Origin of the sequence: Streptococcus cristatus AS 1.3089, from assembly GCF_000385925.1 — a bacterium.
Classification (GTDB): Bacteria; Bacillota; Bacilli; order Lactobacillales; family Streptococcaceae; genus Streptococcus; species Streptococcus cristatus_B.
Map to the genome: position 1 here is coordinate 22,501 of NC_021175.1, position 24,005 is coordinate 46,505.

A 24,005-nucleotide genomic window follows, 5' to 3' on the forward strand; every position below is an offset into this window, starting at 1 on the left:
CTCTTCAAGTATTGTTAGTCTGCTTACAAATGAAAAGAATGATAGTTCTATTGCCATTAAAATTCAGACAAAGACTGGCTTTGCCTATGGCATTATTGTTGGTTTTGACACTGATAAGTCAGCTTTTATCGTCAGTCAGCTAAATACGGTGGATGGAATTGAAGAAGGAGCAACTGTGACGACAAGTGGTCTAGGTACTTATAATGCCGAGAATGTCTTGGTTGGCCAGGTTCTATCAATATCAGCTGGCAAGGATCAATTAAACAAAGAGGTTTTAGTGAAGCCTGCTGCTGATTTGTCAGATATTCAAGCGGTTCTGTTAGTGAGAAATTAGTATGAAAATTCTAAGAGAAAGCTTTTTTACAACTTTGTTTCTATTTCTAATCTTCTTTATTGATGGTCAGTTATCAAGAGGATTTGTAGATTTATTTGCTGAGAAGTGGCATCCAGCAAGTCATATCTTATTGTTCTTTACGGTTTTCTTGTTTCTAAACTTTTCTAAGGAATACATTTTTTTCCTTTTCTTTACTCTAGGTCTTTTTTACGATGTTTATTATCTACATGTGATTGGACTTTTTACCTTTATCTTGCCCTTACTGACAGTTGTCATCTATCATTTTCTTTCTGTATTTTTGCTAAATCGTTGGACACGTGTTTTGGCTATTATTACGATTGTTTTCTTTTTTGAAATGATCAGCTTTGTTTCTGCGTCGTTATTGCACCTAGCAAGCTTGACTTTCCCTGATTTTATCATCTATGCTTTGGTGCCAACTTTAGTATTTAATGCCCTTCTATTCCTACTATTACAGCCTTTGTTCGAAAAAGTCTATTTATGATGAATTAGAAATAGAAATGTAACGAATGCGTAATATATAGTCAGAATTTTTTTGATATACTATATAATGTCTTACTAAGAAGGAGTGTTAATATTTTTATGAAGAAAAAGCTACTTACATCAGTTTTATTGAGTGCAATGATCCTTTCTCAAGGTGCTGCGCTAGTAAATGTTAAGGCTGATAGTACGGATGATAAAATTGCAGCTCAAAATAGTAAAATTAGCAGTTTAACGAATCAACAAAAAGCAGCACAAGCACAAGTTGATGAAATTCAAGAACAAGTTTCAGCTATTCAAAAGCAACAAGAAGTGCTTCAAGCAGAAAATGAAAAATTGAATGCTGAGTCTGCTAAGCTTACTGCTGAGATTGAAGAGTTATCAAAGAATATTGTTGCTCGTAATGAGTCTCTTGCAAACCAAGCGCGTAGTGCTCAAACAAATGGTACAGCAACAAGCTACATCAACACTATTATCAACTCTGCTTCAATCACTGAAGCTATCTCTCGTGTAGCAGCTATGAGCGAAATCGTTTCAGCTAACAACAAAATGCTGGAACAACAAAAAGAAGATAAAGAAGCAATTGCTGAAAAACAAGTTGCTAACAATGAAGCTATCAATACTGTCATTGCAAACCAACAAAAACTTGCAGACGATGCTCAAACATTGACAACTAAGCAAGCTGAACTCAAGGTTGCTCAATTGAACCTTGCAGCTGAGAAAGCTAGTGCTGAAAATGAAAGAGATAGTCTCTTAGAACAAAAAGCAGCGGCTGAAAAAGCAGCAGCTGAGGCAGCAGCAGCAGAAGTAGCATATAGAAGCCAACAACAAGCGCAACAACAAGCTATTCTTGCTTCAGCAAATACAAGCTTTACAGCGCAAGTTCAAGCAGTAAGTAACACAGCTGAAGCTCCTGCAGCGGTTCAACCAGCAGTTGCTGCAACTCCAACATATAGCCTTTCAGCATCAACTTATCCTGTAGGTCAATGTACTTGGGGTGCTAAGACTCTGGCACCATGGGCAGGCGACTTCTGGGGTAACGGTGGCCAATGGGCAGCTAGTGCAGCAGCAGCAGGCTTCCGTACTGGTTCACAACCGCAAGTTGGAGCTATCGCATGTTGGAATGACGGTGGCTACGGACACGTTGCAGTCGTAACAGCGGTTCAATCTGCTAATAACATTCAAGTATCAGAAGCAAACTATGCTGGTAACCAATCAATCGGTAATCACCGTGGATGGTTTGATCCAACAAATGCACAAGGATATGTAACATATATCTATCCAAACTAATGAAATATGAAGGAGGCTGGGACAAAAGTCCTAGCCTCATTTTTTCTTTGGATTGTCGAGCAAGACGCAGTAGTAGAGCCCTACTCAACTGTGCGGAGGTGGAACGACGAAATCGAATTCTAACGAATTACCGATTTCTGTCCCACTCTCTCTTTTATTTTTTATTGAAAAATTACTAGAAAAGCGTTACAATGGTAGGTAGGACAAATGTAATTGGTTACAATAAAAGGCGATTTAGAATCTGGAGGGAATCATGTCTTTTTCTGAATTAAAGCTCTTTGCTCTTTCTTCTAACCAAGAATTAGCGAAACGTGTTGCAAAGGAGATTGGTATACCGCTTGGTAAATCAACGGTTCGTCAATTTTCTGATGGGGAAATTCAAGTAAACATCGAAGAATCGATCCGTGGTAATCACGTTTTTATCTTGCAGTCGACTAGCTCACCTGTCAATGACAATCTGATGGAGATCTTGATCATGGTGGATGCCTTGAAGCGGGCTAGTGCAGAGTCTATCAATGTGGTGATGCCTTACTATGGCTATGCTAGACAAGACCGAAAAGCTCGTGCTCGTGAGCCAATTACATCTAAATTAGTGGCTAATCTGATGGAAATTGCCGGGGTCGACCGCCTATTGACCATTGATTTGCATGCTGCTCAGATCCAAGGTTTCTTTGATATTCCTGTTGACCATTTGATGGGAGCGCCTTTGATTGCTGATTATTTTGAGCGTCGGGGCATGGTCGGTAGCGACTATGTGGTGGTCAGCCCAGACCACGGTGGTGTGAGCCGCGCTCGTAAGTTGGCAGAATTTCTCAAGACTTCGATTGCGATTATTGATAAACGTCGTAGCGTTGATAAGATGAATACCAGCGAAGTCATGAATATCATTGGTAAAGTTGAAGGTAAAACTTGTATCTTAATCGATGATATGATTGATACGGCGGGAACTATTTGTCATGCGGCAGATGCTTTGGCAGAGTCGGGCGCTGTAGAAGTCTATGCGAGCTGTACTCACCCAGTCTTGTCAGGGCCAGCTATGGAAAATATCCAGAAATCAGCTATTAAAAAATTAGTAGTTTTAGATACCATCTATCTTTCAGAGGAGAGATTAATTGATAAGATTGAGCAGATTTCTATCGCTCATCTATTGGCAGAAGCCATCGTTCGAATCCATGAAAAACGCCCACTTTCCCCCCTTTTTGAAAGACATAATATATAAGTATTGTGGAGTATTAGAGATTTAGCAACTTGCTAAATCTCTTTCTTATTCCTATTTGTAATAAAATTTTGCTGTAGTACTGCATTTATAGTATAATAGTTCTATTAGATTATCGGAGGCGGCTATGGATTTGACTAAGAAGTTTAATAAGAATTTAGATAAAATTGAAGTGTCTCTGATTCGTCAGTTTGACCAGTCTATTTCTACGATTCCAGGCGTTCTGCGGCTGACCTTGGGCGAGCCGGACTTTCCGACACCGGATCATATCAAGGAGACGGCCAAGGCCGCGATTGATGCCAACCAGAGCCACTATACAGGAATGAGCGGGCTTTTGGAGTTACGGCAGGCTGCGGCTGATTTTGTCAAGGAGAAGTACCATCTGAACTATCGCCCAGAAGATGAAGTCTTAGTTACTATTGGGGCAACCGAGGCTCTGTCTGCGACTCTGACGGCTATTCTGGAGGAGGGCGACAAGGTCTTGCTGCCAGCGCCAGCTTATCCAGGCTATGAGCCGATTGTCAATTTGGTCGGGGCAGAGATTGTCGAGATTGATACGACAGAAAACGACTTTGTCTTGACCCCTGAAATGCTGGAGCAGGCTATCTTGGAGCAGGGGGATGCGCTCAAGGCGGTTATTCTCAACTATCCAGCCAATCCGACTGGCGTGACCTATTCACGGGCACAGATTGAGGCTTTGGCAGCAGTATTGAGCAAGTATGAAGTATTTGTCGTTTGTGATGAGGTTTATTCTGAGTTGACTTATACGGAGCAGGGACACGTTTCTCTGGCGGAATATTTGCCTGAGCAGACCATCGTGATCAATGGCTTGTCCAAGTCTCATGCTATGACGGGCTGGCGACTAGGCTTTATCTTTGCTCCTGCTGCTTTTACCGCTCAATTGATCAAGAGCCATCAGTATCTAGTGACAGCAGCCAACACCATGGCTCAATATGCAGCTATTGAGGCCTTGACGGCTGGTAAGGATGATGCCCAACCCATGAAGACGGAATACATCCAGCGGCGAGATTACATTATCGAAAAGATGACAGAGCTGGGCTATCAGATTATCAAGCCAGATGGAGCTTTCTATATTTTTGCCAAAATTCCAGAGGGCTACAATCAATATTCTTTTGCTTTTTTGCAGGATTTTGCTGAGAAGAAGGCTGTGGCCTTTATCCCAGGAGCGGCCTTTGGCCAGTACGGAGAAGGTTATGTCCGCCTGTCTTATGCAGCTAGCATGGAAACCATCAAAGAAGCTCTGAAACGGCTCAAGGAGTACATGGAAGACCATGCTTAGACCGTTAACGAGTAAGAGTTTGATTCTCTATAATCGGAATTTTCGAGAAGATGATAAGCTGGTCAAGATTTTTACGGAACAGGCTGGCAAGCGAATGTTTTTCGTGAAACATGCGGGAAAATCCAAGCTGGCACCAGTCATCCAGCCTCTAACTACGGCAGAACTCTTGATGAAAATCAATGACGACGGACTCAGCTACATCGAAGATTACCAAGCTGTGGAAAGTTACGGGCAAATCAAGAGCGATCTCTTTGTCATGGCTTATGCTAGCTATGTGGCAGCCTTAGCAGATGCCAGTATTCAGGACAATCAGCCAGATCCAGCCCTCTTTGCCTTTCTGCAGAAGACACTAGATTTGATGAATCAAGGGCTGGATTATGAGGTTTTGACAAATATCTTTGAAATTCAGATTTTATCTCGCTTTGGCGTTTCTCTGAATTTCCATGACTGTGTTTTTTGTCATCGGACAGGTCTGCCTTTTGACTTTTCCTTTCAATATGGCGGAGTGCTTTGTCCAGAGCATTATCACAAGGATGCTCATCGCAGTCATCTCAATCCCAATATTCCTTTTTTGCTCAATCAGTTTCAGGCGGTTCAGTTTAGTGAGCTGGAGACAATTTCGCTCAAGCCTGAAATCAAGCGACAGATCAGGGACTTTATAGATCAACTTTATGATGAATACGTAGGCATTCATCTCAAATCAAAGAAATTTATCGACTCTCTGGGCGACTGGGGCAGTATTTTACAAGACAAACATGAGGAAGAACAGCATGAAAAAAATAGCTATTGATGCCATGGGCGGAGACAATGCCCCTCAGGCTTTAGTCGAAGGTGCCAATCAGGCTCTGAGAGACTTCTCGGATATTGAGATTGTTCTCTATGGGGATGAGGCCAAGATAAAACCTCTGTTGACAGCGACAGAGCGCGTTAGCATCGTTCATACGGATGAAAAGATTGATTCGGATGATGAGCCGACCAAGGCTATTCGCAAAAAGAAGCAAGCTAGCATGGTTTTGGCAGCTAAGGCAGTCAAAGACGGGGAAGCAGATGCGGTCCTGTCTGCTGGTAACACAGGGGCGCTTTTGGCAGCGGGCTTCTTTATCGTCGGACGGATCAAAAATATTGACCGACCAGGACTTTTGTCCACTTTACCGACTGGAGATGGCCGAGGCTTTGATATGCTGGATCTGGGGGCAAATGCTGAAAATACCCCTCACCATCTGCACCAATATGCTATCCTAGGTTCTTTTTATGCGGAAAATGTTCGTGGCATTAAGCAGCCACGGGTCGGTTTGCTCAATAATGGCACTGAAGCCAGCAAGGGAGATCCTCTGCGTAAGGAAACCTATGCACTGCTGGCGGCGGATGACAAGCTGAACTTCATCGGCAATATAGAGGCGCGTGACCTTATGAATGGAGTGGCAGATGTTGTCGTAGCAGATGGCTTTACGGGCAATGCTGTACTCAAGTCTATCGAAGGAACGGCCATTAGCATCCTAGGTCAGCTTAAAAAGGCTGTGCTAGGTGGTGGTCTTAAGGCTAAACTAGGGGCTTTATTGCTTAAAGATAGCTTACAAGAGATGCGCAAGAGTCTGGACTACTCCAGTGCTGGCGGGGCCGTTCTCTTTGGTCTCAAGGCGCCAGTAGTCAAGACACACGGCTCTAGCGATGCAAAGGCCGTATATAGTACTATTCGTCAGATTCGGACCATGCTGGAGACAGATGTTGTCGGAAAATCTGTGGTAGAATTTTCAAAAGAGGTGGAAAGAGAATGAATCAAGAACAAATTTATCAAAAAGTAACAGAAATTATCCAAGAACGTCAGGGAGAGGACTTTGTGGTCCAGCCAACTTTGGGCTTAAAAGATGATTTAGGCGCTGATTCTGTTGACTTAATGGAATTTATCCTGACTTTGGAGGATGAGTTTGCGATTGAAATTTCAGATGAGGATGTTGATCGCTTTGAAAATGTCGCAGATATTGTCGCGTATTTGGAAAAGAAACTAGCGAAGTAAGAAATCGACTTTGATTTGAATAGATGAAAAGAGGCTGGGACAAAAGTCCTAGCCTCTCAATTGTCTTTGGATTGTCGAGCAAGACGCAGTGGTTGAGTGGGCTCTACTACGCTGATTTCATCAGCTTTTACAGCCCTACTCAACTGTGCGGAGGTGGGACGACGAAATCGAATTCTAACGAATGACCGATTTCTATCCTACTCTCTATTTTAGTGGATTTATTTTGGATAGATATAGCTGACAGCTCCTTGACCAGCGGCGTAGGGATTGAACCAGCCGCGGAAGTTGCCAATATACTGTTTGCCCGCATAGTTGGATTCTTTGATTTGGATGCGGGTGTTGGATTCGACATGGGTGACAACACCGACATGCCCATAACCACCATCGGTCCAGCAGATGATGGCTCCGACTTGTGGTGTGCTTCCTGTTCGGAAACCAGCTGCGCGTGCGCTAGCTGCCCATTGGCCACCGTTGCCCCAGTAAGGACCAGCCCAAGGAGCCAATACTTTTGCTCCCCAAGTACACTGACCATGAGGATAAGAGGAGGCTCCCGCATAATCAGGGGTGTAGAGGGTTGGCTCAGGCGTAGTTGGTTTTTGAACCTGATAGCTGGTGCCTGTAAGTCCAGTCATCTGACCATTGAGATTACGGTAAACATGGGTATGGAAGAGTCCATTTCCAGCATGCTGTTGCGTATTGATGGTAAATTTATACAAGCCATCGCCCACTTTGTTAGCAGTGTACCATTTGATGTCATCCTGGCCATTGACCTCTGACCAAGTTGGTAGAGAAATGGTTCCTGGGCCAAAAGCATCGGAAACGGTCACTTCGTAATTGTAGGCAGATATTTTATTGACAGAAACCCTGGCTTTGATATTTTCAGCAGAGAGAGTGACGCTGTCTGTCGCATAGCTATGTTCGCTGCCATCTTTATATTTGACGTAGATATGATTGATATAATTGCCAGATAAGGCTTGGTGGTTGCGAATATTAAATTGTGCAGTAAAGGTCCCATCTCCATTATTACTTGCCTCATACCATTTGATATTGCTTTGTTTATGGGTGCTCCAGATGGGAACGCGAACGGACTGAATTGGCTTAGATGTTGAAGTCTCACTGATTTTTACAGTATAGGTTCCCTGCTCAGGATTGATATTTTCAACAGAGAAAAGCGGTTTTTGCTCTTCTGGGGAAGGCAGCTTTCCGACATCTATCGTAGCAGTTGTTCCTGCTAATCCTGTAAATTCAGGCTTGACATAGCTTTCACCGTAGAGATGGATATGGTAGGTTCCTGTATCGTAATTGTGTTTCTTCAGTTCTACTCTTACTCTGTAACTGCCATCAGAATTTTTACTTGCCTCGTACCATTGCAAATCATCCTGACCTTTGTTTTCAGACCAAGTTGGCACAGTGACCTTGTACATGGTGTCAGGAAGATTTTTGATAAGGATTTCCATAATGCCAGGTTCAGGGAAGCTTGTCTGAATGGTCGGATTAGGCTTTTCGAGATGGAAAGTGGTACCTGATTGGTAAATCATTTTGCCATTTTTATTTTCATAAGTATCTACGAAATATTTTCCATATCCCTTGTGCTTAGAAAAGTTAAATTCAGTACTCTCTTGCCCAGCTTCATACCAATTAAGGTCATCGCCACCATTTTCATCAGACCAAACTGCATGGACAATTTTTGAGTTCCCTTGGTCTTTATTTCGCGTAAAATTGATTCGGCCGATTTGTCCAGATGTTGTGACGCTTGTCTTGCTAGCAGGTTTATTAACAGTGAAGGTAGTGCCATTCAAGCCAATCATTTTCCCATTGATATTAATGTAAGTGTGCACATGTAAGGTGCCGTAGCCAGCGTGCTGCCGAAGGTCAACGGCTGTGCTGGATGTTTGAGGCGTAGTGTACCATTTCAAATCATCCTGCCCATTTTCGTCGGACCAGACCGCGTGGGAAATGGTATAGGGAACCTGAGCCTTGGAGCGGGCGTAATGAATCTGTGCCGTATCCCCAGTGACATTGACGGTTACATTGCTGGCACGATCAGTGGGACCTAGGACTTTATTCCCAGCTTCAGTCGATGCAACAGCTTGAACCGTGGAATGACTGGCAAATAGCCCAAGGACTGCTCCGGATAATAAAAACAGCTTCTGATATTTCTTCATAAATCTCCTTTGAATAAGTAATTTGGATGATTCCATTTAGATTATTCGAGAAAAAATATAAAAAAGAAAAATTTTAAAAGATGATGGAACTTGAGTTTCTAATTTATTTTAGTTTCATGAAATCTTTGATATTTGAAAGAAAAGTAATGAAATAGTCAAAATACAAAAAAATAATATAGGTAGATTTTATTTGTCAGAGATGGATATTCCTAACAAAAGTGGATTATTTCTCTTCTTTTCCTGCTCATCATGGAATAAAGCGAACGATTGTGATATAATTTAGATAAATAATTCGTAAAAATACGATGATTTTTACGTGATGTGTTGCCTTGGTGCGTAAGCACCTGTGATGATGGATGTTGAGGTATCTTAGCTATGAAGCTTTTAGTTGTTGGTTCAGGCGGTCGTGAGCATGCGATTGCCAAGAAGTTGTTGGAGTCTCAGGATGTGGAGCAGGTCTTTGTAGCACCTGGAAATGATGGCATGATCTTGGATGGGCTAGACTTGGTGAATATTGGAATTTCCGAACATTCTAAATTGATTGAGTTCGCAAAGGCGAACAATATTGTTTGGTCTTTTATTGGGCCAGATGATGCCCTTGCTGCTGGGATTGTGGATGATTTTAACCGAGCTGGGCTCAAGGCTTTTGGTCCGACAAGATTGGCAGCGGAGCTGGAGTGGTCCAAGGATTTTGCTAAGGAAATCATGGTTAAATACGGTGTGCCGACAGCAGCCTATGGCACATTTTCCGACTTTGAGGAAGCCAAGGCTTATATCGAAAAGCAGGGAGCACCTATCGTGGTCAAGGCGGACGGCTTGGCTCTGGGCAAGGGTGTGGTCGTAGCCGAGACAGTGGAGCAGGCGGTCGAGGCAGCTCACGAGATGCTCTTGGACAATAAATTTGGTGACAGCGGTGCGCGTGTGGTTATCGAAGAGTTCCTAGACGGTGAGGAGTTCTCTCTCTTTGCCTTTGTCAATGGCGACAAGTTTTACATTATGCCGACCGCTCAGGATCACAAGCGTGCCTACGATGGGGACAAGGGCCCTAATACAGGCGGTATGGGAGCCTATGCGCCAGTTCCTCACTTGCCACAGAGTGTGGTTGACACAGCGGTTGACACTATTGTCAAGCCAGTCCTTGAGGGCATGATCAAGGAAAGTCGCCCTTATTTGGGTGTGCTCTACGCGGGCTTGATTCTGACAGCAGACGGGCCTAAGGTCATCGAGTTCAACGCTCGCTTTGGGGATCCGGAAACTCAGATTATCCTGCCGCGCCTGACGTCTGACTTTGCTCAAAATATCACGGACATCCTTGATGGCAAGGAGCCAAACATCACGTGGACGGACAAGGGCGTAACTCTGGGTGTGGTTGTCGCATCTAATGGCTACCCGCTAGATTATGAAAAGGGTGTCGAGTTGCCAGCCAAAACCGATGGCGACATCATCACCTACTATGCAGGGGCTAAGTTTGCGGAAAATAGCAGAGCACTGCTCTCAAACGGCGGACGTGTCTATATGCTCGTCACCACCGCAGATACCGTCAAAGAAGCCCAAGACACCATATACAGCGAACTTAACAAACAAAACACAGAAGGTCTCTTTTACCGAACAGATATCGGAAGCAAGGCCATAAAAGATTGACAGATACTATAGTTGTCATGGCGAGCGAAAGCGAACCACTATAGGAATAATCGTCGCAGTAAAAGAAAAACTGTAAGAAAGGAGTATTCAGTTAGTTTCCCTAACTGAACACGGGACTAAATTCCTAGGAAAAAAGATAAAACTGCCTAGACGTAACGTCGTCGTTAGTTTTCCTATTTTTCTACGGGATTTTTCGCAAGCGAATCGTCCCTTTGTATCTTAATATGAAACCAATTATTTCCATCATCATGGGCTCTAAATCTGACTGGGCAACCATGCAAAAAACTGCCGAAGTCTTAGACCGCTTTGGTGTAGTCTACGAAAAGAAAGTCGTCTCTGCCCACCGCACACCAGACCTCATGTTTCAACATGCGGAAGAAGCTCGCAGCCGTGGTATCAAGGTTATCATTGCAGGTGCTGGAGGCGCAGCCCATTTGCCGGGGATGGTTGCTGCTAAAACAACCCTTCCTGTCATCGGTGTGCCCGTCAAATCACGTGCTCTCAGCGGTCTGGACTCACTTTATTCGATTGTGCAGATGCCGGGTGGAGTACCAGTCGCAACCATGGCTATCGGTGAAGCAGGTGCGACAAACGCGGCTCTCTTTGCCCTCCGTCTCCTGTCAGTAGAGGATCAGGCTATCGCGACAGCTTTGGCAGATTTTGCTGAAGAACAAGGAAAAATCGCTGAGGAGTCAAGTAATGAGCTCATCTAAAACAATTGGAATTATCGGTGGCGGTCAGCTGGGGCAGATGATGGCCATTTCTGCTATCTACATGGGGCATAGAGTTATCGCGCTGGATCCTGCGAAGGATTGCCCGGCCTCTCGCGTGGCGGAAATCATCGTGGCACCTTATAACGATGTGGATGCCCTTCGTCAGTTGGCGGAGCGATGCGATGTCCTGACCTATGAGTTTGAGAATGTCGATGCCGACGGTTTGGATGCTGTCATCAAGGATGGTCAGCTCCCTCAAGGGACAGACCTACTCCGCATTTCTCAAAATCGCATTTTTGAAAAGGATTTTCTCGCAAACAAGGCGCAAGTCACCGTGGCACCCTACAAGGTCGTGACTTCTAGCCAAGATTTGGCAGATATCGACCTGTCTAACAACTATGTCCTCAAGACTGCGACTGGTGGTTATGATGGACATGGACAAAAGGTCATTCGTTCAGAAGCAGATTTGGAAGAAGCCTGTGTGCTAGCAGATTCAGCAGCCTGCGTCTTAGAAGAGTTTGTCAATTTTGACCTTGAAATTTCTGTCATCGTATCAGGAAATGGTAAGGACGTGACAGTCTTCCCAGTTCAGGAAAATATTCACCGTAACAATATCCTCTCTAAGACCATTGTGCCAGCTCGCATTTCGGAAAGTCTAGCAGATAAGGCAAAAACCATGGCGGTGCGAATTGCAGAAAAACTGAGCCTCTCTGGAACCCTTTGTGTGGAAATGTTTGCGACAGCTGATGACATCATTGTCAACGAAATTGCCCCCCGCCCACATAACTCTGGCCACTACTCGATTGAGGCCTGCGACTTCTCACAGTTTGACACACATATCCTAGGTGTTCTCGGAGCACCATTGCCAGCCATCAAACTGCATGCCCCAGCTGTCATGCTCAACGTTCTCGGCCAGCACGTCGAGGCCGCTGAAAAATATGTCTCAGAAAATCCAAGCGCCCACCTCCACCTGTATGGTAAAATAGAAGCGAAGCACAACCGCAAGATGGGACATGTGACTTTGTTTAGTGATGCGCCGGATAGTGTGGTTGAGTTTGGTGAGGGGATTGATTTTTGAAATGACAGAAGAATTTGATGAATTGCTAGATGATGAAATAACGACCGTAACACTGACTTATACGGACGATTTGATTGTTCCAGAGATTGCGGATAGAGAGGGGATTCATATTTTAGAGAGAGCTGGCAATCAGCTAGTCTTAGAATATTCTTGTTCCGTGAAGGAAGTTAAGGATTATCTGAGTAGTTACGGCCTGCCTAGACATCCTGAGAGAATTTCATTTGAATTTTCTATACATGAAGACTCAGAAAATGATAATCTTTAAAGTTAAATGGAGACCAGTTTATGATTCAAATTATTGTCAACGCTTTTGTGGAGGAAGGAAAAGAAATCGCTGTTGTGGAAGTGCTCTTTGCCAGTACCGACCATGAAAAAGTAAAAGTCAAATATCAGGAATTAAAGATTGAATATCCAGACAATTATCTGGCTATCTATGATTTACCATTGGATACAAATCTAAGTAGCTTGCCACACTATCCGTCGGTGGCGATAAGCAAGGAGGAGTTTGATTAGTCTATGAAAACTATCGGTCTGATTGGTGGTATGAGTTGGGAAAGTACCACATCTTACTACCAAATCATCAACGAAACCATCAAAAAAGAACTGGGTGGCTTGCATTCAGCTAAGATTCTGCTTTATAGTGTTGATTTTGCAGAGGTTGAGCATTATCAAGCAGTCGGAGACTGGGAGAAAAGCGGTCAACTTTTGGCAGATATTGCTCAGCGCTTGGAGCAAGCTGGTGCAGATTTCATCGTTATTTGCACCAACACCATGCACAAGGTTGCTCCGCAGATACAAGAAAAGATTACGATTCCAATCTTGCATATTGCACAGGCAACTGCGCAGGCCTTGTTGGCTGACGGTATTCAAAAAGTCGGCCTCCTAGGGACCAAGTACACCATGACTCAAGATTTTTACAAGGAAAAATTAATAGAGTCTGGGTTAGAAGTACTGATTCCAGACCAAGCTGGTATTACAGAGGTCAATCGAATCATTTATGACGAGCTCTGTCTAGGAGATATCAGAGACAGTTCAAAGCAGACTTATCTTGCTGTTATAGATGATTTGAAAAAAGCGGGCGCAGAAGCTGTTATCTTGGGTTGTACCGAGATAGGCCTTCTCATCAAACAATTCGATACTGACCTGCCTCTCTACGACACAACGGTGATCCATGCAGAGAAAGCAGCGGAGTGGGCAGTAAATAAATGATTATAGAAGTCAAGCACAACCATAGATTAGGGCATGTAACTTTGTTTAGTGATGCGCCGGATAGTGTGGTTGAATTTGGGGAAGGGATTGATTTTTAAAATGATAGAAGAATTCGATGATGTATTTGAAGATGATATTACTACTCTAACATTTACTTATGCGGATGATGTAGTCATTCCAGAAATTCCAGATGCAGAAGGGATTCATATTGTAGAGAGAACAAATAATCAACTGATAATAGAGCATACGCGCGATGATGATGAGGTCTATGATTATATAAAGAGTTTTGGATTAACGAGCCGTCCTATAAAACTTTCGATTGAATTTTTTGCTTACGAAGATCCTGAGGAAGAAGAAGATTTTTAGAATTTAATGGAGAAAATCTATGATTCAAATCATCGTGAATGCATTTGTTGAAAAGGATAAGACCGGAGCAGTCGTCGAAGTCTTGTATGCTAGTAGCGACCACGAAAAAGTGAAAGCTAAGTATGAAGAGCTAGTTGCACAATTTCCTGAAAACTATATAGCTATCTATGATGTCCCGTTAGATACGGATTTGAATACACCGGCCCATTATCCATCTGTTTGGATTGGGAAAGAAGAATTTGAGTAGTTAAATAAGACATAAATGGAAGGTTTAATGATTTGCGTTTAGGATTGCATTCATAAAATGAAAGGACAATGCCAGGTGAAAGAATCGGAATTATATATTAGGCTTGGGATTTCAGGGGAAGACGAGCTGGGTAAAATACTTGGATTCGAAGCTAAGTACTGTGAGCAGAATACTTACTTTAAAATATTGAGAAAAAAGCCTATTGTGAGTAGGTTGGTAGGTGCTAAGTCTCAAGGATGGCGTACTATGTTAGATGGAGGAATCCCGAACAGTAAGTCTCCAAATTTAAATTTAACAATGAAACTTCCGAAGGGAAATCCTCAAAAAATAAACGGGCAGAATTTTTTTCATCAAGGACACATTCTAGCAAAAGAATTTTACAATTTCATTCCTAATAAAGACGAGGCCTATAGAAAAATTAAAAATAATTCTAAAAATGGATTTATTCAATTTAGTGTAGCTAACATGCAACAAAGTAAAAAGAATGAAGTCTTTAGATATAGTCAAGCGTACTATGAAAATAGAGTTGCGAAATATCTTACAGATACAGGAAATAAAGTTATTTATGAAGTGAGAATTTATTTTTACAATAAGAATGATAAAATTCCAATAGGAACTAGAATATTGTTCGAAGCAGAAGATAAAAGTTTAGAAAATGAATTATGTAATGATATTTTTATTCCAAATTTTGATGAAGATTTTGACCTATCAAGGATTCAGGGATATTTAGGTAGGAAGTCTTATAGAGAATTTTATGCTTATGGGTATGATGAAAGATATAAGAAATGTTTTAAAAATATTGCTATGATAGATAATGGCGATTCATTTAGTCGAACATTTGATGAAAATCATAACCAAATTTTTTATTGTGTACAAGAGAATAAAAAATTAAACCAGGTTTATTTTTAACATGTAAAGATGTGTATGAGACATATCCTTTAGAACCAGAGGATATGATAATTGAAAGTTATACGAAAGAAGAGCTATTCAGTAAATATAAGCACCGAAAGTATTGTTATTATCCTGCCAAAAAGGAAAAAAGTAATTTTTCAGCAATATTCTTTGATTGGCCTACTGTAGATAGATTGTCAGGATTTTCAATGAGAGGTTTAAAAAAACAAGGCACTTTGGAAGGAGCTTTTAAACAGTTGAGTTGGTAGCCTGAAAAAATGAGATAGATTTGTTAGGCAACTATACTTACTCTAACACATCTCTTCTTTTATAAAAGGATATATTTAAAACTATAAAAATAAAGGAACAAGAGCTCACATATTCACCAAAACTGAATACGGGCTACGGACTTCCTAACTGTAAATAAAGAAAGGGAATGGGCATCTAGTTTGCAGAACTGAACCCGGGCGGAAAGCTCGGAATTTAGATTGGTTTCCTAAAATTCAGTCGCTTTCTAGTCGCCCTTGGTATCTTAATCATGATCAACCGTTACTCTCGCCCTGAGATGGCGAACATTTGGACCGAAGAAAATAAATACCGTGCTTGGCTTGAGGTGGAAATCTTGGCTGACGAGGCATGGGCTGAGTTGGGGGAAATTCCCAAGGAAGATGTGGCTTTGATTCGCGAGAAGGCGGACTTTGACATCGACCGTATTTTGGAGATTGAGCAGGAAACACGTCACGATGTGGTAGCTTTCACGCGTGCGGTTTCTGAGACTCTTGGTGAAGAGCGCAAGTGGGTTCACTATGGGTTGACCTCTACTGACGTGGTGGATACTGCCTACGGTTACCTTTACAAACAGGCTAACGACATCATCCGTCGTGATCTTGAAAACTTCACCAACATCATTGCTGACAAGGCTAAGGAACACAAGTTCACCATCATGATGGGTCGTACCCACGGTGTCCACGCTGAGCCGACAACTTTTGGTCTTAAATTAGCGACTTGGTACAGCGAAATGAAGCGTAATATCGAGCGTTTCGAGCATGCGGCTGCTGGAGTGGAAGCTGGTAAGATTTCTGGTGCGGTTGGGAACTTTGCCAACATCCCACCATTTGTAGAGGAATATGTCTGCGAAAAATTGGGCATCCGTGCTCAAGAAATCTCTACACAGGTGCTTCCTCGTGACCTTCATGCTGAGTACTTTGCAGTTCTTGCTAGCATTGCGACTTCCATCGAACGTATGGCAACGGAGATCCGTGGCCTGCAAAAATCGGAGCAACGCGAAGTAGAAGAGTTCTTTGCCAAGGGTCAAAAAGGATCTTCAGCAATGCCTCACAAACGCAACCCTATCGGTTCTGAAAACATGACAGGTCTGGCGCGTGTTATCCGTGGTCACATGGTGACGGCCTATGAAAACGTCGCTCTCTGGCACGAACGTGATATTTCTCACTCATCAGCTGAGCGTATCATCACACCGGATACGACCATTTTGATTGACTACATGCTCAACCGTTTTGGAAATATCGTCAAGAACTTGACGGTCTTCCCAGAAAACATGATCCGCAACATGAACTCTACTTTTGGTCTTATCTTTAGCCAACGTGCCATGTTGACCTTGATTGAAAAAGGCATGACGCGTGAACAAGCCTACGACTTGGTGCAACCAAAAACAGCCCACTCTTGGGACAACCAAGTAGACTTCAAACCGCTTCTCGAAGCAGATCCAGAAGTAACCTCACGCCTCACTCAAGAAGAAATTGATGAAATCTTCAACCCGACTTACTACACTAAGCGCGTGGATGAAATCTTCAAGCGCCTGGGCTTAGATTAAACAAAAAAAGATGAGGCTGGGACAAAAGTCCCAGCCTCTCAATTGTCTTTGGATTGTCGAGCAAGACGCAGTGGTTGAGTGGGCTCTGCTAGGCTGATTTCATCAGCTTTTACAGCCCTACTCAACTGTGCGGAGGTGGGATAACGACATCGAATTCTAACGAATTACCGATTTCTGTCCCACTCTCATTTTTATTATTCTCGAATGTATTATAAAGTTTTGTTTTTGTTGGTTTTCAGTTCTAGAATAGTAAAAAAATATACGAAATTGAAAAATTCTGTTTATTTTCTATCATTTTTTGATTTTTATTAAACAAAAATCGTTCAAATGTATTGCAAATTGGTATAGATAGGTTTATAATAATGATAGGTTAGTTGGTCAGGAAATGAAAAACGACAGCTCATGAGAACCATCGTTTTTCAGATTAATGATCGCGACTAGAAGAAATAAATTTGATTTTAAAGAAATCGCCACGCTTGTAGGTTTCGCTGTACTCTAGGATTTGTCCAGTATTTTCCAGTTTTGTGATCTTGACTTGATGCACAGTTGGGAAGTTTGGATCGATTTCTAAGGTCTTGGCAATGTCTTTTGGCGTTGGAAAGACGATTTCGTTGATTTCTTCGAAATACTCATCATTCATGTGGATGTGATAATCCGTCTTGAAGCGATTGTAGATCGAGCTGTAGTAGTCCAGATCTGGATAGTTTGGATTGATGTACTGTTCAGGAATGTAGGTTTGGTGATAAATATAGACTTTATCGCCGGTCCTTCTGATACGGTCAATCTTGTAGTAGAACTGGGACGGAGTTAGTTCTAGTTTTTCCAAGATCCTCAATTCATTTCCACGTTCGATGGACAGAACAGTCACCTTATCCTTTTGGATAGGGAAAGTTTCGATATCAGAGAATTCCACACGCTTGTGTTTTCTTGCGCGTGAAACAAAAGTTCCCTTCCCTTGCTGACGGATGATGTAGCCATCATTCGCAAGTTCGTTCAAAGCGCGGACAACGGTGATGGAACTGACGTTGAACATCTTGATTAATTCAGCTTCTGTGTAGAATCTATCACCGTTTTCAAAGTTACCAGAAATGATTTGTTGTTTCAAGTCATCTTTGATTTGTTGATATTTAGGAATAGCCATTGTGCTCACCTCTCTTTTTTATTCCTCTCTATATTGATTTTAACATATTTTTTAAAAAAATGTTGACATTTATGTAAAAGTTTATTATATTAATATTATCAAGAAATGAAAGCGTTTTAAATCTAGGAGGAATAGGGAGATGAAGAGATTTGAAATAGGCTCTTCTTTCTACTTGGATGGTCAGGAGTTTAAGATTTTATCAGGAGCGATTCACTATTTTCGGATTCAGCCGGAAGACTGGTATCACTCGCTCTATAATCTTAAAGCTCTCGGCTTCAATACAGTTGAGACCTATGTTCCTTGGAACATGCACGAGCCAAAGAAAGGCCAGTTTGACTTTCAAGGGATTTTAGATATTGAGAAGTTTCTTCAGATTGCTCAAGATTTAGGATTGTATGCCATTGTTCGCCCTTCGCCCTTTATCTGTGCGGAGTGGGAATTTGGCGGTATGCCAGCCTGGCTCTTGACTGAGGATATGAGAATCCGTTCTTCTGATGCTCCTTATCTTCAAGCTGTTGCAGACTACTATGATGAGTTGCTTCCTCGCTTGCTTCCAAGGCTCTTGGACAAGGGGGGGAATATCCTCATGATGCAAGTGGAAAATGAATATGGCTCTTACGGGGAGGATAAAGACTACCTAAGAGCGATTCGGCAGATGATGTTGGATCGAGGTGTTGATTGTCCGCTCTTTACATCGGATGGCCCTTGGCGGGCCACGCTGAGAGCTGGCACGCTGATTGAGGAAGATTTATTTGTTACAGGAAATTTCGGCTCCAAGGCAGATTATAATTTTGCCCAGATGCAGGAATTCTTTGATGAGCATGGCAAAAAATGGCCGCTCATGTGTATGGAGTTTTGGGATGGTTGGTTCAATCGTTGGAAAGAGCCAATTATCAAAAGGGATCCTGAGGAACTGGCTCAAGCTGTCCGTGAGGTTCTGGAACAAGGCTCTATCAATCTCTATATGTTTCATGGCGGAACCAATTTTGGCTTCATGAATGGCTGCTCGGCCAGAGGTGTGACGGATTTACCACAGGTGACTTCGTATGATTATGATGCTCTGCTCGATGAACAGGGAAATCCAACTCCGAAATATTTTGCGGTGCAAAAAATGATGGAAACCTACTATCCTGAGCACCCACAAATGAAACCGCTCACAAAAGAATCTTTTGAATTGAGAGACATTGCTCTGAGTGAGAAGGTGAGTTTGTTTGAGACATTAGCTGATTTGGCTCAGCCAGTGGAGAGTCTCTATCCTGTCAAAATGGAGGATTTGGGACAGAGCTATGGTTACTTGCTTTATCGTACCGAAGCCAGCTGGGATGCGGATGAGGAAAAGATTCGGGTGATTGACGGGCGAGACCGGATGCAGCTTTTTGTGGACGGCAAGCTTATGGCAACCCAGTATCAAGCAGAGATTGGACAAGATATCTTTGTTGCTGGGGAAAAGAAAGCCACCCACCGTATTGACATCTTGATGGAAAACATGGGGCGGGTCAATTACGGGCATAAGTTCTTGGCAGATACCCAGCGAAAAGGGATTCGGACGGGCGTTTGTAAGGATTTGCACTTCTTGCTAAATTGGCAGCAGTATCCACTTTCCTTTGAAAATACAGAAAACATCGATTTTTCAAAAGGATGGCAGCCTAAGCAACCAGCTTTCTACGCTTTTGACTTTGAAATGAAAGCGCTTAAGGATACCTATTTAGACTTGTCTGGTTTTGGAAAGGGCCTTGCCTTTATAAACGGCGTCAACATCGGTCGTTTCTGGAATGTCGGTCCAACCTTATCGCTTTATATTCCGCATAGTCTTCTGAAAGAAGGACATAACCGAATCATCATTTTTGAAACGGAAGGGGAATATGAAGAATCAATTAACTTAGTTAAACAACCTACATTTAAAACAATAAAGGGGGAAAATTTATGACAATAGTAGGTGCACGTATCGATGGACGTTTGATCCATGGACAGGTAGCCAATCTCTGGACTACCAAGCTCAATATTTCACGCATTATGGTGATTGACGATGAGGTAGCTGAAAATGCTATCGAAAAGAGCGGACTTAAGCTGGCTACGCCACCAGGAGTGAAGCTCAGCATTTTGCCAATCGCTAAAGCAGCAGAAAACATTCTGGCTGGTAAGTATGACTCACAGCGACTCTTTATCGTTGCTCGTAAACCAGATCGTTTCCTTCGTTTGGTAGAAGCTGGTGTTCCATTGGAAACACTTAACGTCGGAAATATGTCTCAGTCAGACGAAACTCGTCCAATCACTCGCTCCATCAATGTGGTTGATGCAGATGTGGAAGCTTTCCACAAGCTGCATGAAAAAGGAGTTAAGCTGACAGCTCAGATGGTTCCAAATGATCCGATTGCGGATTTTATGAATTTGTTAAAATAAGGAAAAATTTTTAGGAGGTCATTGTCATGATACAATGGTGGCAAATTTTACTACTCACTCTGTACTCAGCTTATCAAATCTGCGATGAGTTGACGATCGTTTCTTCAGCAGGTTCACCTGTATTTGCTGGATTTATCACAGGTCTCATCATGGGAGATATGGGTACAGGTCTTTTCATCGGTGCTTCTCTTCAATTGGTAGTACTCGGTGTTGGTACATTCGGTGGTGCGTCTCGTATTGATGCTACTTCTGGTGCGGTTCTTGCAACTGCCTTCTCAGTAGCTCAAGGGCTTGATCCAGAGCTTGCTATTGCTACAATCGCTGTGCCGGTAGCAACTTTGTTGACATACTTCGATATCCTTGGTCGTATGACTACAACTTACTTCGCTCACCGTGTGGATGCTGCGATTGAACGCTTTGACTACAAAGGCATCGAACGCAACTATCTCCTTGGTGCGATTCCTTGGGCTCTTTCTCGTGCCCTCCCAGTTTTCTTTGCTCTTGCCTTTGGTGGAGCTTTTGTAGAAACTGTTGTTACAGGTCTCGCTAATGTACAATGGTTGGCAAACGGTCTGAAACTTGCAGGTCAAATGCTTCCAGGTCTTGGATTTGCAATCTTGCTTCGTTATCTTCCAGTTAAACGCAACCTTCACTACTTGGCACTTGGATTTGGCTTGACAGCTATGTTGACAGTGCTATACAGTAATGTTCAAAGCCTTGGTGCTGCAGTGTCTAGCATTGTTGGTTCTGAAGTGTTCTCTAAACTTCCAAAAGAACAAGCTATTACTTTTGTTAACAACTTCAAGAGTGTATCTATGATTGGTATCGCCATCATCGGTGTCTTCCTTGCAGTACAACACTTCAAAAACAGCCAACGTACAGTCGTAGCTGCTCCAGTAACTGAATCAGAAAGCGGGGAAATTGAAGATGACGAATTCTAATTACAAACTAACAAAAGAAGATTTTAAACAGATTAACAAACGTAGCTTGTTTACCTTCCAATTGGGTTGGAACTATGAGCGTATGCAAGCTTCTGGTTACCTTTACATGATTTTGCCACAATTGCGCAAAATGTATGGAGACGGTACACCTGAACTGAAAGAAATGATGAAATTGCATACGCAATTCTTCAATACTTCACCATTCTTCCACACCATTATTACTGGTTTTGACCTTGCTTTGGAAGAAAAAGATGGTGTGAAATCAAAAGATGCGGTCAATGGTATCAAGACAGGTCTCATGGGACCATTCGCTCCTCTTGGAGACTCAATCTTTGGATCATTGGTACCAGCTATTATGGGTTCAATCGCAGCAACTTTGGCTGTTGCAGGAAACCCAGCCGGTATCTTCCTATGGATCGCTGTAGCAGTTGCTTACGACATTTTCCGTTGGAAACAATTGGAATTTGCTTATAAAGAAGGGGTTAACCTCATCAACAATATGCAAAGTACTTTGACAGCTTTGATTGATGCTGCATCTGTACTTGGTGTCTTCATGGTTGGTGCCTTGATTGCCAGCATGATTGGTGTTGAAGTTTCATGGGCTCCACACATCGGGGACAAAGCAATTGAAATTCAAGACATGCTTAACCTCATCTTCCCACGTTTGGTACCAGCAATCATCACAGGTGTAATCTACTGGTTGCTTGGACGTAAGGGTATGAACTCTACAAAAGCTATCTTGCTCATCATTCTTGCAGCGATTGCATTCTCAGCATTTGGTCACTTCTTCTTTGGAATGGCATAATGGTGTAAATTATGAGCAAACAATTAATTTTGATTAGTCATGGTCGCTTTTGTGAAGAACTGAAAACAACTACGGAAATGATTATGGGGCCTCAAGCGGATATCCATGCCGTTGCCTTGTTACCAGAGGAGGGACCAGATGATTTCACAGCTAAGTTCTTAGACACAGTCAAGGATTTTGATGACTATATTGTCTTTGCAGATCTCTTGGGAGGCACACCATGTAATGTAGTCAGCCGCCTTATTTTAGAAGGTAAGGATATTGACTTGTACGCCGGCATGAATTTGCCGATGGTGATTGAGTTTCTCAATGCTTCTCTGACAGGAGCTGATGTTGACTATCCGAAAAATGCAGTCGAAAATATCGTTAAGGTTAATGATATCTTAGCAGGCTTATCAGATGATGAGGATGAGTAGGACTGTTTTGCAAGGAAAAAAGAAATGAAGGGGAGTGGGGAATTTTCCCATTCCCTCTTTTAAAGACAAATAACTAATATATCAATGTTTATTTTGAAAGGACTACCATGCTAGATTATTCAAAAGAGAAACTGGTTGAATTAGGCGCGGAAATCACCACGCGTGAAATCTACCAACAGCCAGATGTTTGGCAGACAGCTTTTAATCATTACAAGGCTCAAGCTGACCAAGTCGCTGCTTTTCTGAAAGGTATCGAAGAAAAGCATGATTATATAAAAGTTATCTTTACAGGTGCGGGAACTTCGGCTTATGTAGGCGATACGCTATTACCATATTTCAGAAAGCTTTATGATGAGCGCAAATGGAATTTTAATTCGGTTGCGACGACTGATATTGTGGCTGATCCTGAGGTGCATCTGCATAAGGATATTCCAACGGTTCTCGTTTCTTTTGCCCGCAGTGGCAATTCGCCAGAAAGTGTTGCGACAGTGGACTTGGCCAAGCAGTTGGTTGATGAGCTTTACCAAGTGACCATTACCTGTGCTGCAGAAGGAAAACTAGCTCAGCAGGCACATGGCGATGAACGGAATCTCCTTTTATTGCAACCAGCTCCATCAAATGATGCTGGCTTTGCTATGACTTCCAGCTTCACCTCTATGATGTTGACAGCTCTCTTGGTCTTTGATCCAGCAGATTTGGCTCGAAAAGAAGCAAGAGTAGCTGAGTTGATTGCCTTGAGTCAAAAGGTTTTGGCAGATGTGGCTGATGTTCAGGCTTTGACAGAATTAGACTTTAACCGGGTCATCTATCTTGGAGCAGGACCATTCTTTGGTCTGGCGCACGAAGCTCAGCTGAAAATTTTGGAATTGACCGCAGGGAAGGTTGCGACCATGTATGAGAGCCCAGTCGGCTTCCGCCATGGCCCAAAATCTCTGATTAACGAAGAGACGCTTGTGCTGGTATTTGGCTCAAGAGATGAGTACACCAAACGTTACGACTTGGATTTGGTGCGTGAAGTGGCAGGAGATCAGATTGCTCGCAAGGTGGTCTTCTTTACAGAGCGCAGAGAAGACTTGGAAAATGTTGAGCAAGTGGTTCTTGAAAGTGATATCTTGGAAGATAGCTATCGAGCATTCCCTTACATCGTCTATGCTCAGCTCTTCTCTCTCTTGACTTCTTTGAAAGTGAAAAATCGACCAGATACACCGTCTCCGACAGGTACGGTCAATCGGGTCGTTCAGGGAGTTATCATCCACCCTTTCCAGCAGTAGAAAGCTAAATATGGAAAAGTCAAACATTAGTCATGGGAAAGCTAGTTATTAAAAGGACTTTCAGATAAAGAGTCTGGGACAAAAGTCCTAGCCTCTCAATTGTCTTTGGATTGTCGAGCAAAACGCAGTGGTTGAGTGGGCTCTACTACGCTGATTTCATCAGTCTTTTACAGCCCTACTCAACTGTGCGGAGGTGGGACGACGAATCGAATTCAACGATTACCGATTTCTGTCC

Annotated in this window: 27 protein-coding genes and 1 pseudogene (1 of these 28 running past the window's edge); 26 read left to right on the plus strand and 2 right to left on the minus strand. The window is 42.7% G+C overall.

The annotated features are described in order from the left end of the window. The 8 genes from mreC to I872_RS00180 all read left to right on the plus strand — a co-directional run. Nucleotides 1-334: the 3' end of a rod shape-determining protein MreC gene (gene mreC / locus I872_RS00145; RefSeq protein ID WP_015604170.1), read on the plus strand. It extends 482 nt beyond the left edge of the window; only the last 334 of its 816 coding nucleotides appear in the window; its start codon lies off the left edge, out of view; it ends in the stop codon at nucleotides 332-334. Between the two features lies 1 nt (nucleotide 335). Further along, nucleotides 336-836 (plus strand): rod shape-determining protein MreD, encoded by a 501-nt coding sequence (gene mreD / locus I872_RS00150; protein ID WP_015604171.1) that lies wholly within the window; start codon nucleotides 336-338, stop codon nucleotides 834-836. Between the two features lie 98 nt (nucleotides 837-934). Beyond that, nucleotides 935-2,122, plus strand: coding sequence for a peptidoglycan hydrolase PcsB (pcsB, locus tag I872_RS00155; RefSeq protein ID WP_015604172.1), 1,188 nt, complete (start codon nucleotides 935-937; stop codon nucleotides 2,120-2,122). A gap of 253 nt (nucleotides 2,123-2,375) precedes the next feature. Then, nucleotides 2,376-3,341, plus strand: a complete 966-nt coding sequence (locus tag I872_RS00160; RefSeq protein ID WP_015604173.1) for a ribose-phosphate diphosphokinase — start codon at nucleotides 2,376-2,378, stop codon at nucleotides 3,339-3,341. A gap of 124 nt (nucleotides 3,342-3,465) precedes the next feature. Continuing rightward, nucleotides 3,466-4,638, plus strand: a complete 1,173-nt coding sequence (locus I872_RS00165) for a pyridoxal phosphate-dependent aminotransferase (protein WP_015604174.1) — start codon at nucleotides 3,466-3,468, stop codon at nucleotides 4,636-4,638. Further along, nucleotides 4,631-5,428, plus strand: a complete 798-nt coding sequence (gene recO, locus I872_RS00170; protein WP_015604175.1) for a DNA repair protein RecO — start codon at nucleotides 4,631-4,633, stop codon at nucleotides 5,426-5,428. The genes I872_RS00165 and recO overlap by 8 nt, the downstream gene beginning before the upstream one ends. Beyond that, on the plus strand, nucleotides 5,409-6,413 hold the full coding sequence (plsX, locus tag I872_RS00175) for a phosphate acyltransferase PlsX (RefSeq protein ID WP_015604176.1): 1,005 nt from the start codon (nucleotides 5,409-5,411) through the stop codon (nucleotides 6,411-6,413). Before recO ends, plsX begins: the two co-directional genes overlap by 20 nt. Then, nucleotides 6,410-6,652, plus strand: a complete 243-nt coding sequence (locus I872_RS00180) for an acyl carrier protein (protein WP_015604177.1) — start codon at nucleotides 6,410-6,412, stop codon at nucleotides 6,650-6,652. The genes plsX and I872_RS00180 overlap by 4 nt, the downstream gene beginning before the upstream one ends. A gap of 218 nt (nucleotides 6,653-6,870) precedes the next feature. On the opposite strand, the gene I872_RS00185 is transcribed toward I872_RS00180, so the two are convergent. Further along, the gene (locus I872_RS00185) at nucleotides 6,871-8,817 is read right to left on the minus strand and encodes a GBS Bsp-like repeat-containing protein (protein ID WP_015604178.1); all 1,947 of its coding nucleotides are present in this window, start codon (nucleotides 8,815-8,817) and stop codon (nucleotides 6,871-6,873) included. Between the two features lie 375 nt (nucleotides 8,818-9,192). On the opposite strand from I872_RS00185, the gene purD reads away from it, so the two are divergent. From purD to purB, 12 genes and pseudogenes are all read left to right on the plus strand, one after another. Next, nucleotides 9,193-10,458, plus strand: a complete 1,266-nt coding sequence (gene purD / locus I872_RS00190; RefSeq protein WP_015604179.1) for a phosphoribosylamine--glycine ligase — start codon at nucleotides 9,193-9,195, stop codon at nucleotides 10,456-10,458. A 224-nt stretch (nucleotides 10,459-10,682) separates the two neighbouring features. After that, nucleotides 10,683-11,171 carry a 5-(carboxyamino)imidazole ribonucleotide mutase gene (gene purE / locus I872_RS00195; protein WP_015604180.1) on the plus strand — a complete coding sequence of 163 codons (489 nt, stop codon included), beginning with the start codon at nucleotides 10,683-10,685 and terminating at the stop codon, nucleotides 11,169-11,171. Continuing rightward, nucleotides 11,158-12,249, plus strand: a complete 1,092-nt coding sequence (gene purK / locus I872_RS00200) for a 5-(carboxyamino)imidazole ribonucleotide synthase (RefSeq protein ID WP_015604181.1) — start codon at nucleotides 11,158-11,160, stop codon at nucleotides 12,247-12,249. The genes purE and purK overlap by 14 nt, the downstream gene beginning before the upstream one ends. Nucleotide 12,250: 1 nt before the next feature. After that, the gene (locus I872_RS00205) at nucleotides 12,251-12,514 is read left to right on the plus strand and encodes a hypothetical protein (RefSeq protein WP_002931759.1); all 264 of its coding nucleotides are present in this window, start codon (nucleotides 12,251-12,253) and stop codon (nucleotides 12,512-12,514) included. 20 nt (nucleotides 12,515-12,534) lie between these two features. Next, entirely contained in the window at nucleotides 12,535-12,762 is a 228-nt protein-coding gene (locus tag I872_RS00210; protein ID WP_015604182.1) for a hypothetical protein, read from the plus strand. A gap of 3 nt (nucleotides 12,763-12,765) precedes the next feature. Beyond that, nucleotides 12,766-13,458, plus strand: a complete 693-nt coding sequence (locus I872_RS00215) for an aspartate/glutamate racemase family protein (protein WP_015604183.1) — start codon at nucleotides 12,766-12,768, stop codon at nucleotides 13,456-13,458. A gap of 2 nt (nucleotides 13,459-13,460) precedes the next feature. Continuing rightward, nucleotides 13,461-13,556, plus strand: a pseudogene (locus I872_RS00220) (phosphoribosylaminoimidazole carboxylase); the annotation flags it as partial. 1 nt (nucleotide 13,557) lies between these two features. Beyond that, the gene (locus I872_RS00225; protein WP_095666445.1) at nucleotides 13,558-13,824 is read left to right on the plus strand and encodes a hypothetical protein; all 267 of its coding nucleotides are present in this window, start codon (nucleotides 13,558-13,560) and stop codon (nucleotides 13,822-13,824) included. A gap of 19 nt (nucleotides 13,825-13,843) precedes the next feature. Then, nucleotides 13,844-14,071: a hypothetical protein gene (locus I872_RS00230; protein WP_015604186.1), complete on the plus strand. Its 228-nt coding sequence runs from the start codon at nucleotides 13,844-13,846 to the stop codon at nucleotides 14,069-14,071. 75 nt (nucleotides 14,072-14,146) lie between these two features. Next, nucleotides 14,147-14,980, plus strand: coding sequence for a hypothetical protein (locus tag I872_RS00235; RefSeq protein ID WP_148284580.1), 834 nt, complete (start codon nucleotides 14,147-14,149; stop codon nucleotides 14,978-14,980). A 44-nt stretch (nucleotides 14,981-15,024) separates the two neighbouring features. Continuing rightward, nucleotides 15,025-15,231, plus strand: coding sequence for a hypothetical protein (locus I872_RS00240; protein WP_015604188.1), 207 nt, complete (start codon nucleotides 15,025-15,027; stop codon nucleotides 15,229-15,231). Nucleotides 15,232-15,500: 269 nt separating this feature from the next. After that, complete coding sequence (purB, locus tag I872_RS00245) at nucleotides 15,501-16,796, plus strand: adenylosuccinate lyase (protein ID WP_015604189.1); 1,296 nt, start codon at nucleotides 15,501-15,503, stop codon at nucleotides 16,794-16,796. A gap of 424 nt (nucleotides 16,797-17,220) precedes the next feature. Here the strand turns inward: purB and I872_RS00250 are convergent, their stop codons facing one another. Next, a complete protein-coding gene (locus I872_RS00250) occupies nucleotides 17,221-17,937 on the minus strand; it encodes a GntR family transcriptional regulator (protein ID WP_015604190.1) in 717 nt (238 codons plus the stop codon). 139 nt (nucleotides 17,938-18,076) lie between these two features. Here I872_RS00250 and I872_RS00255 point away from each other — a divergent pair, with 139 nt between their 5' ends. The 6 genes from I872_RS00255 (at nucleotide 18,077) to I872_RS00280 (ending at nucleotide 23,770) form a co-directional block, all read left to right on the plus strand. After that, a complete protein-coding gene (locus I872_RS00255) occupies nucleotides 18,077-19,864 on the plus strand; it encodes a glycoside hydrolase family 35 protein (protein ID WP_015604191.1) in 1,788 nt (595 codons plus the stop codon). After that, nucleotides 19,861-20,337, plus strand: a complete 477-nt coding sequence (locus I872_RS00260) for a PTS sugar transporter subunit IIB (RefSeq protein WP_015604192.1) — start codon at nucleotides 19,861-19,863, stop codon at nucleotides 20,335-20,337. The genes I872_RS00255 and I872_RS00260 overlap by 4 nt, the downstream gene beginning before the upstream one ends. 26 nt (nucleotides 20,338-20,363) lie before the next feature. Then, nucleotides 20,364-21,278 carry a PTS mannose/fructose/sorbose/N-acetylgalactosamine transporter subunit IIC gene (locus I872_RS00265; RefSeq protein WP_015604193.1) on the plus strand — a complete coding sequence of 305 codons (915 nt, stop codon included), beginning with the start codon at nucleotides 20,364-20,366 and terminating at the stop codon, nucleotides 21,276-21,278. Next, the gene (locus I872_RS00270; protein WP_015604194.1) at nucleotides 21,265-22,083 is read left to right on the plus strand and encodes a PTS system mannose/fructose/sorbose family transporter subunit IID; all 819 of its coding nucleotides are present in this window, start codon (nucleotides 21,265-21,267) and stop codon (nucleotides 22,081-22,083) included. The genes I872_RS00265 and I872_RS00270 overlap by 14 nt, the downstream gene beginning before the upstream one ends. Before the next feature lie 11 nt (nucleotides 22,084-22,094). Beyond that, nucleotides 22,095-22,499 (plus strand): PTS sugar transporter subunit IIA, encoded by a 405-nt coding sequence (locus I872_RS00275; protein ID WP_015604195.1) that lies wholly within the window; start codon nucleotides 22,095-22,097, stop codon nucleotides 22,497-22,499. Between the two features lie 107 nt (nucleotides 22,500-22,606). Further along, entirely contained in the window at nucleotides 22,607-23,770 is a 1,164-nt protein-coding gene (locus tag I872_RS00280; protein ID WP_015604196.1) for an SIS domain-containing protein, read from the plus strand. The last annotated feature ends 235 nt before the right edge of the window (nucleotides 23,771-24,005 follow it).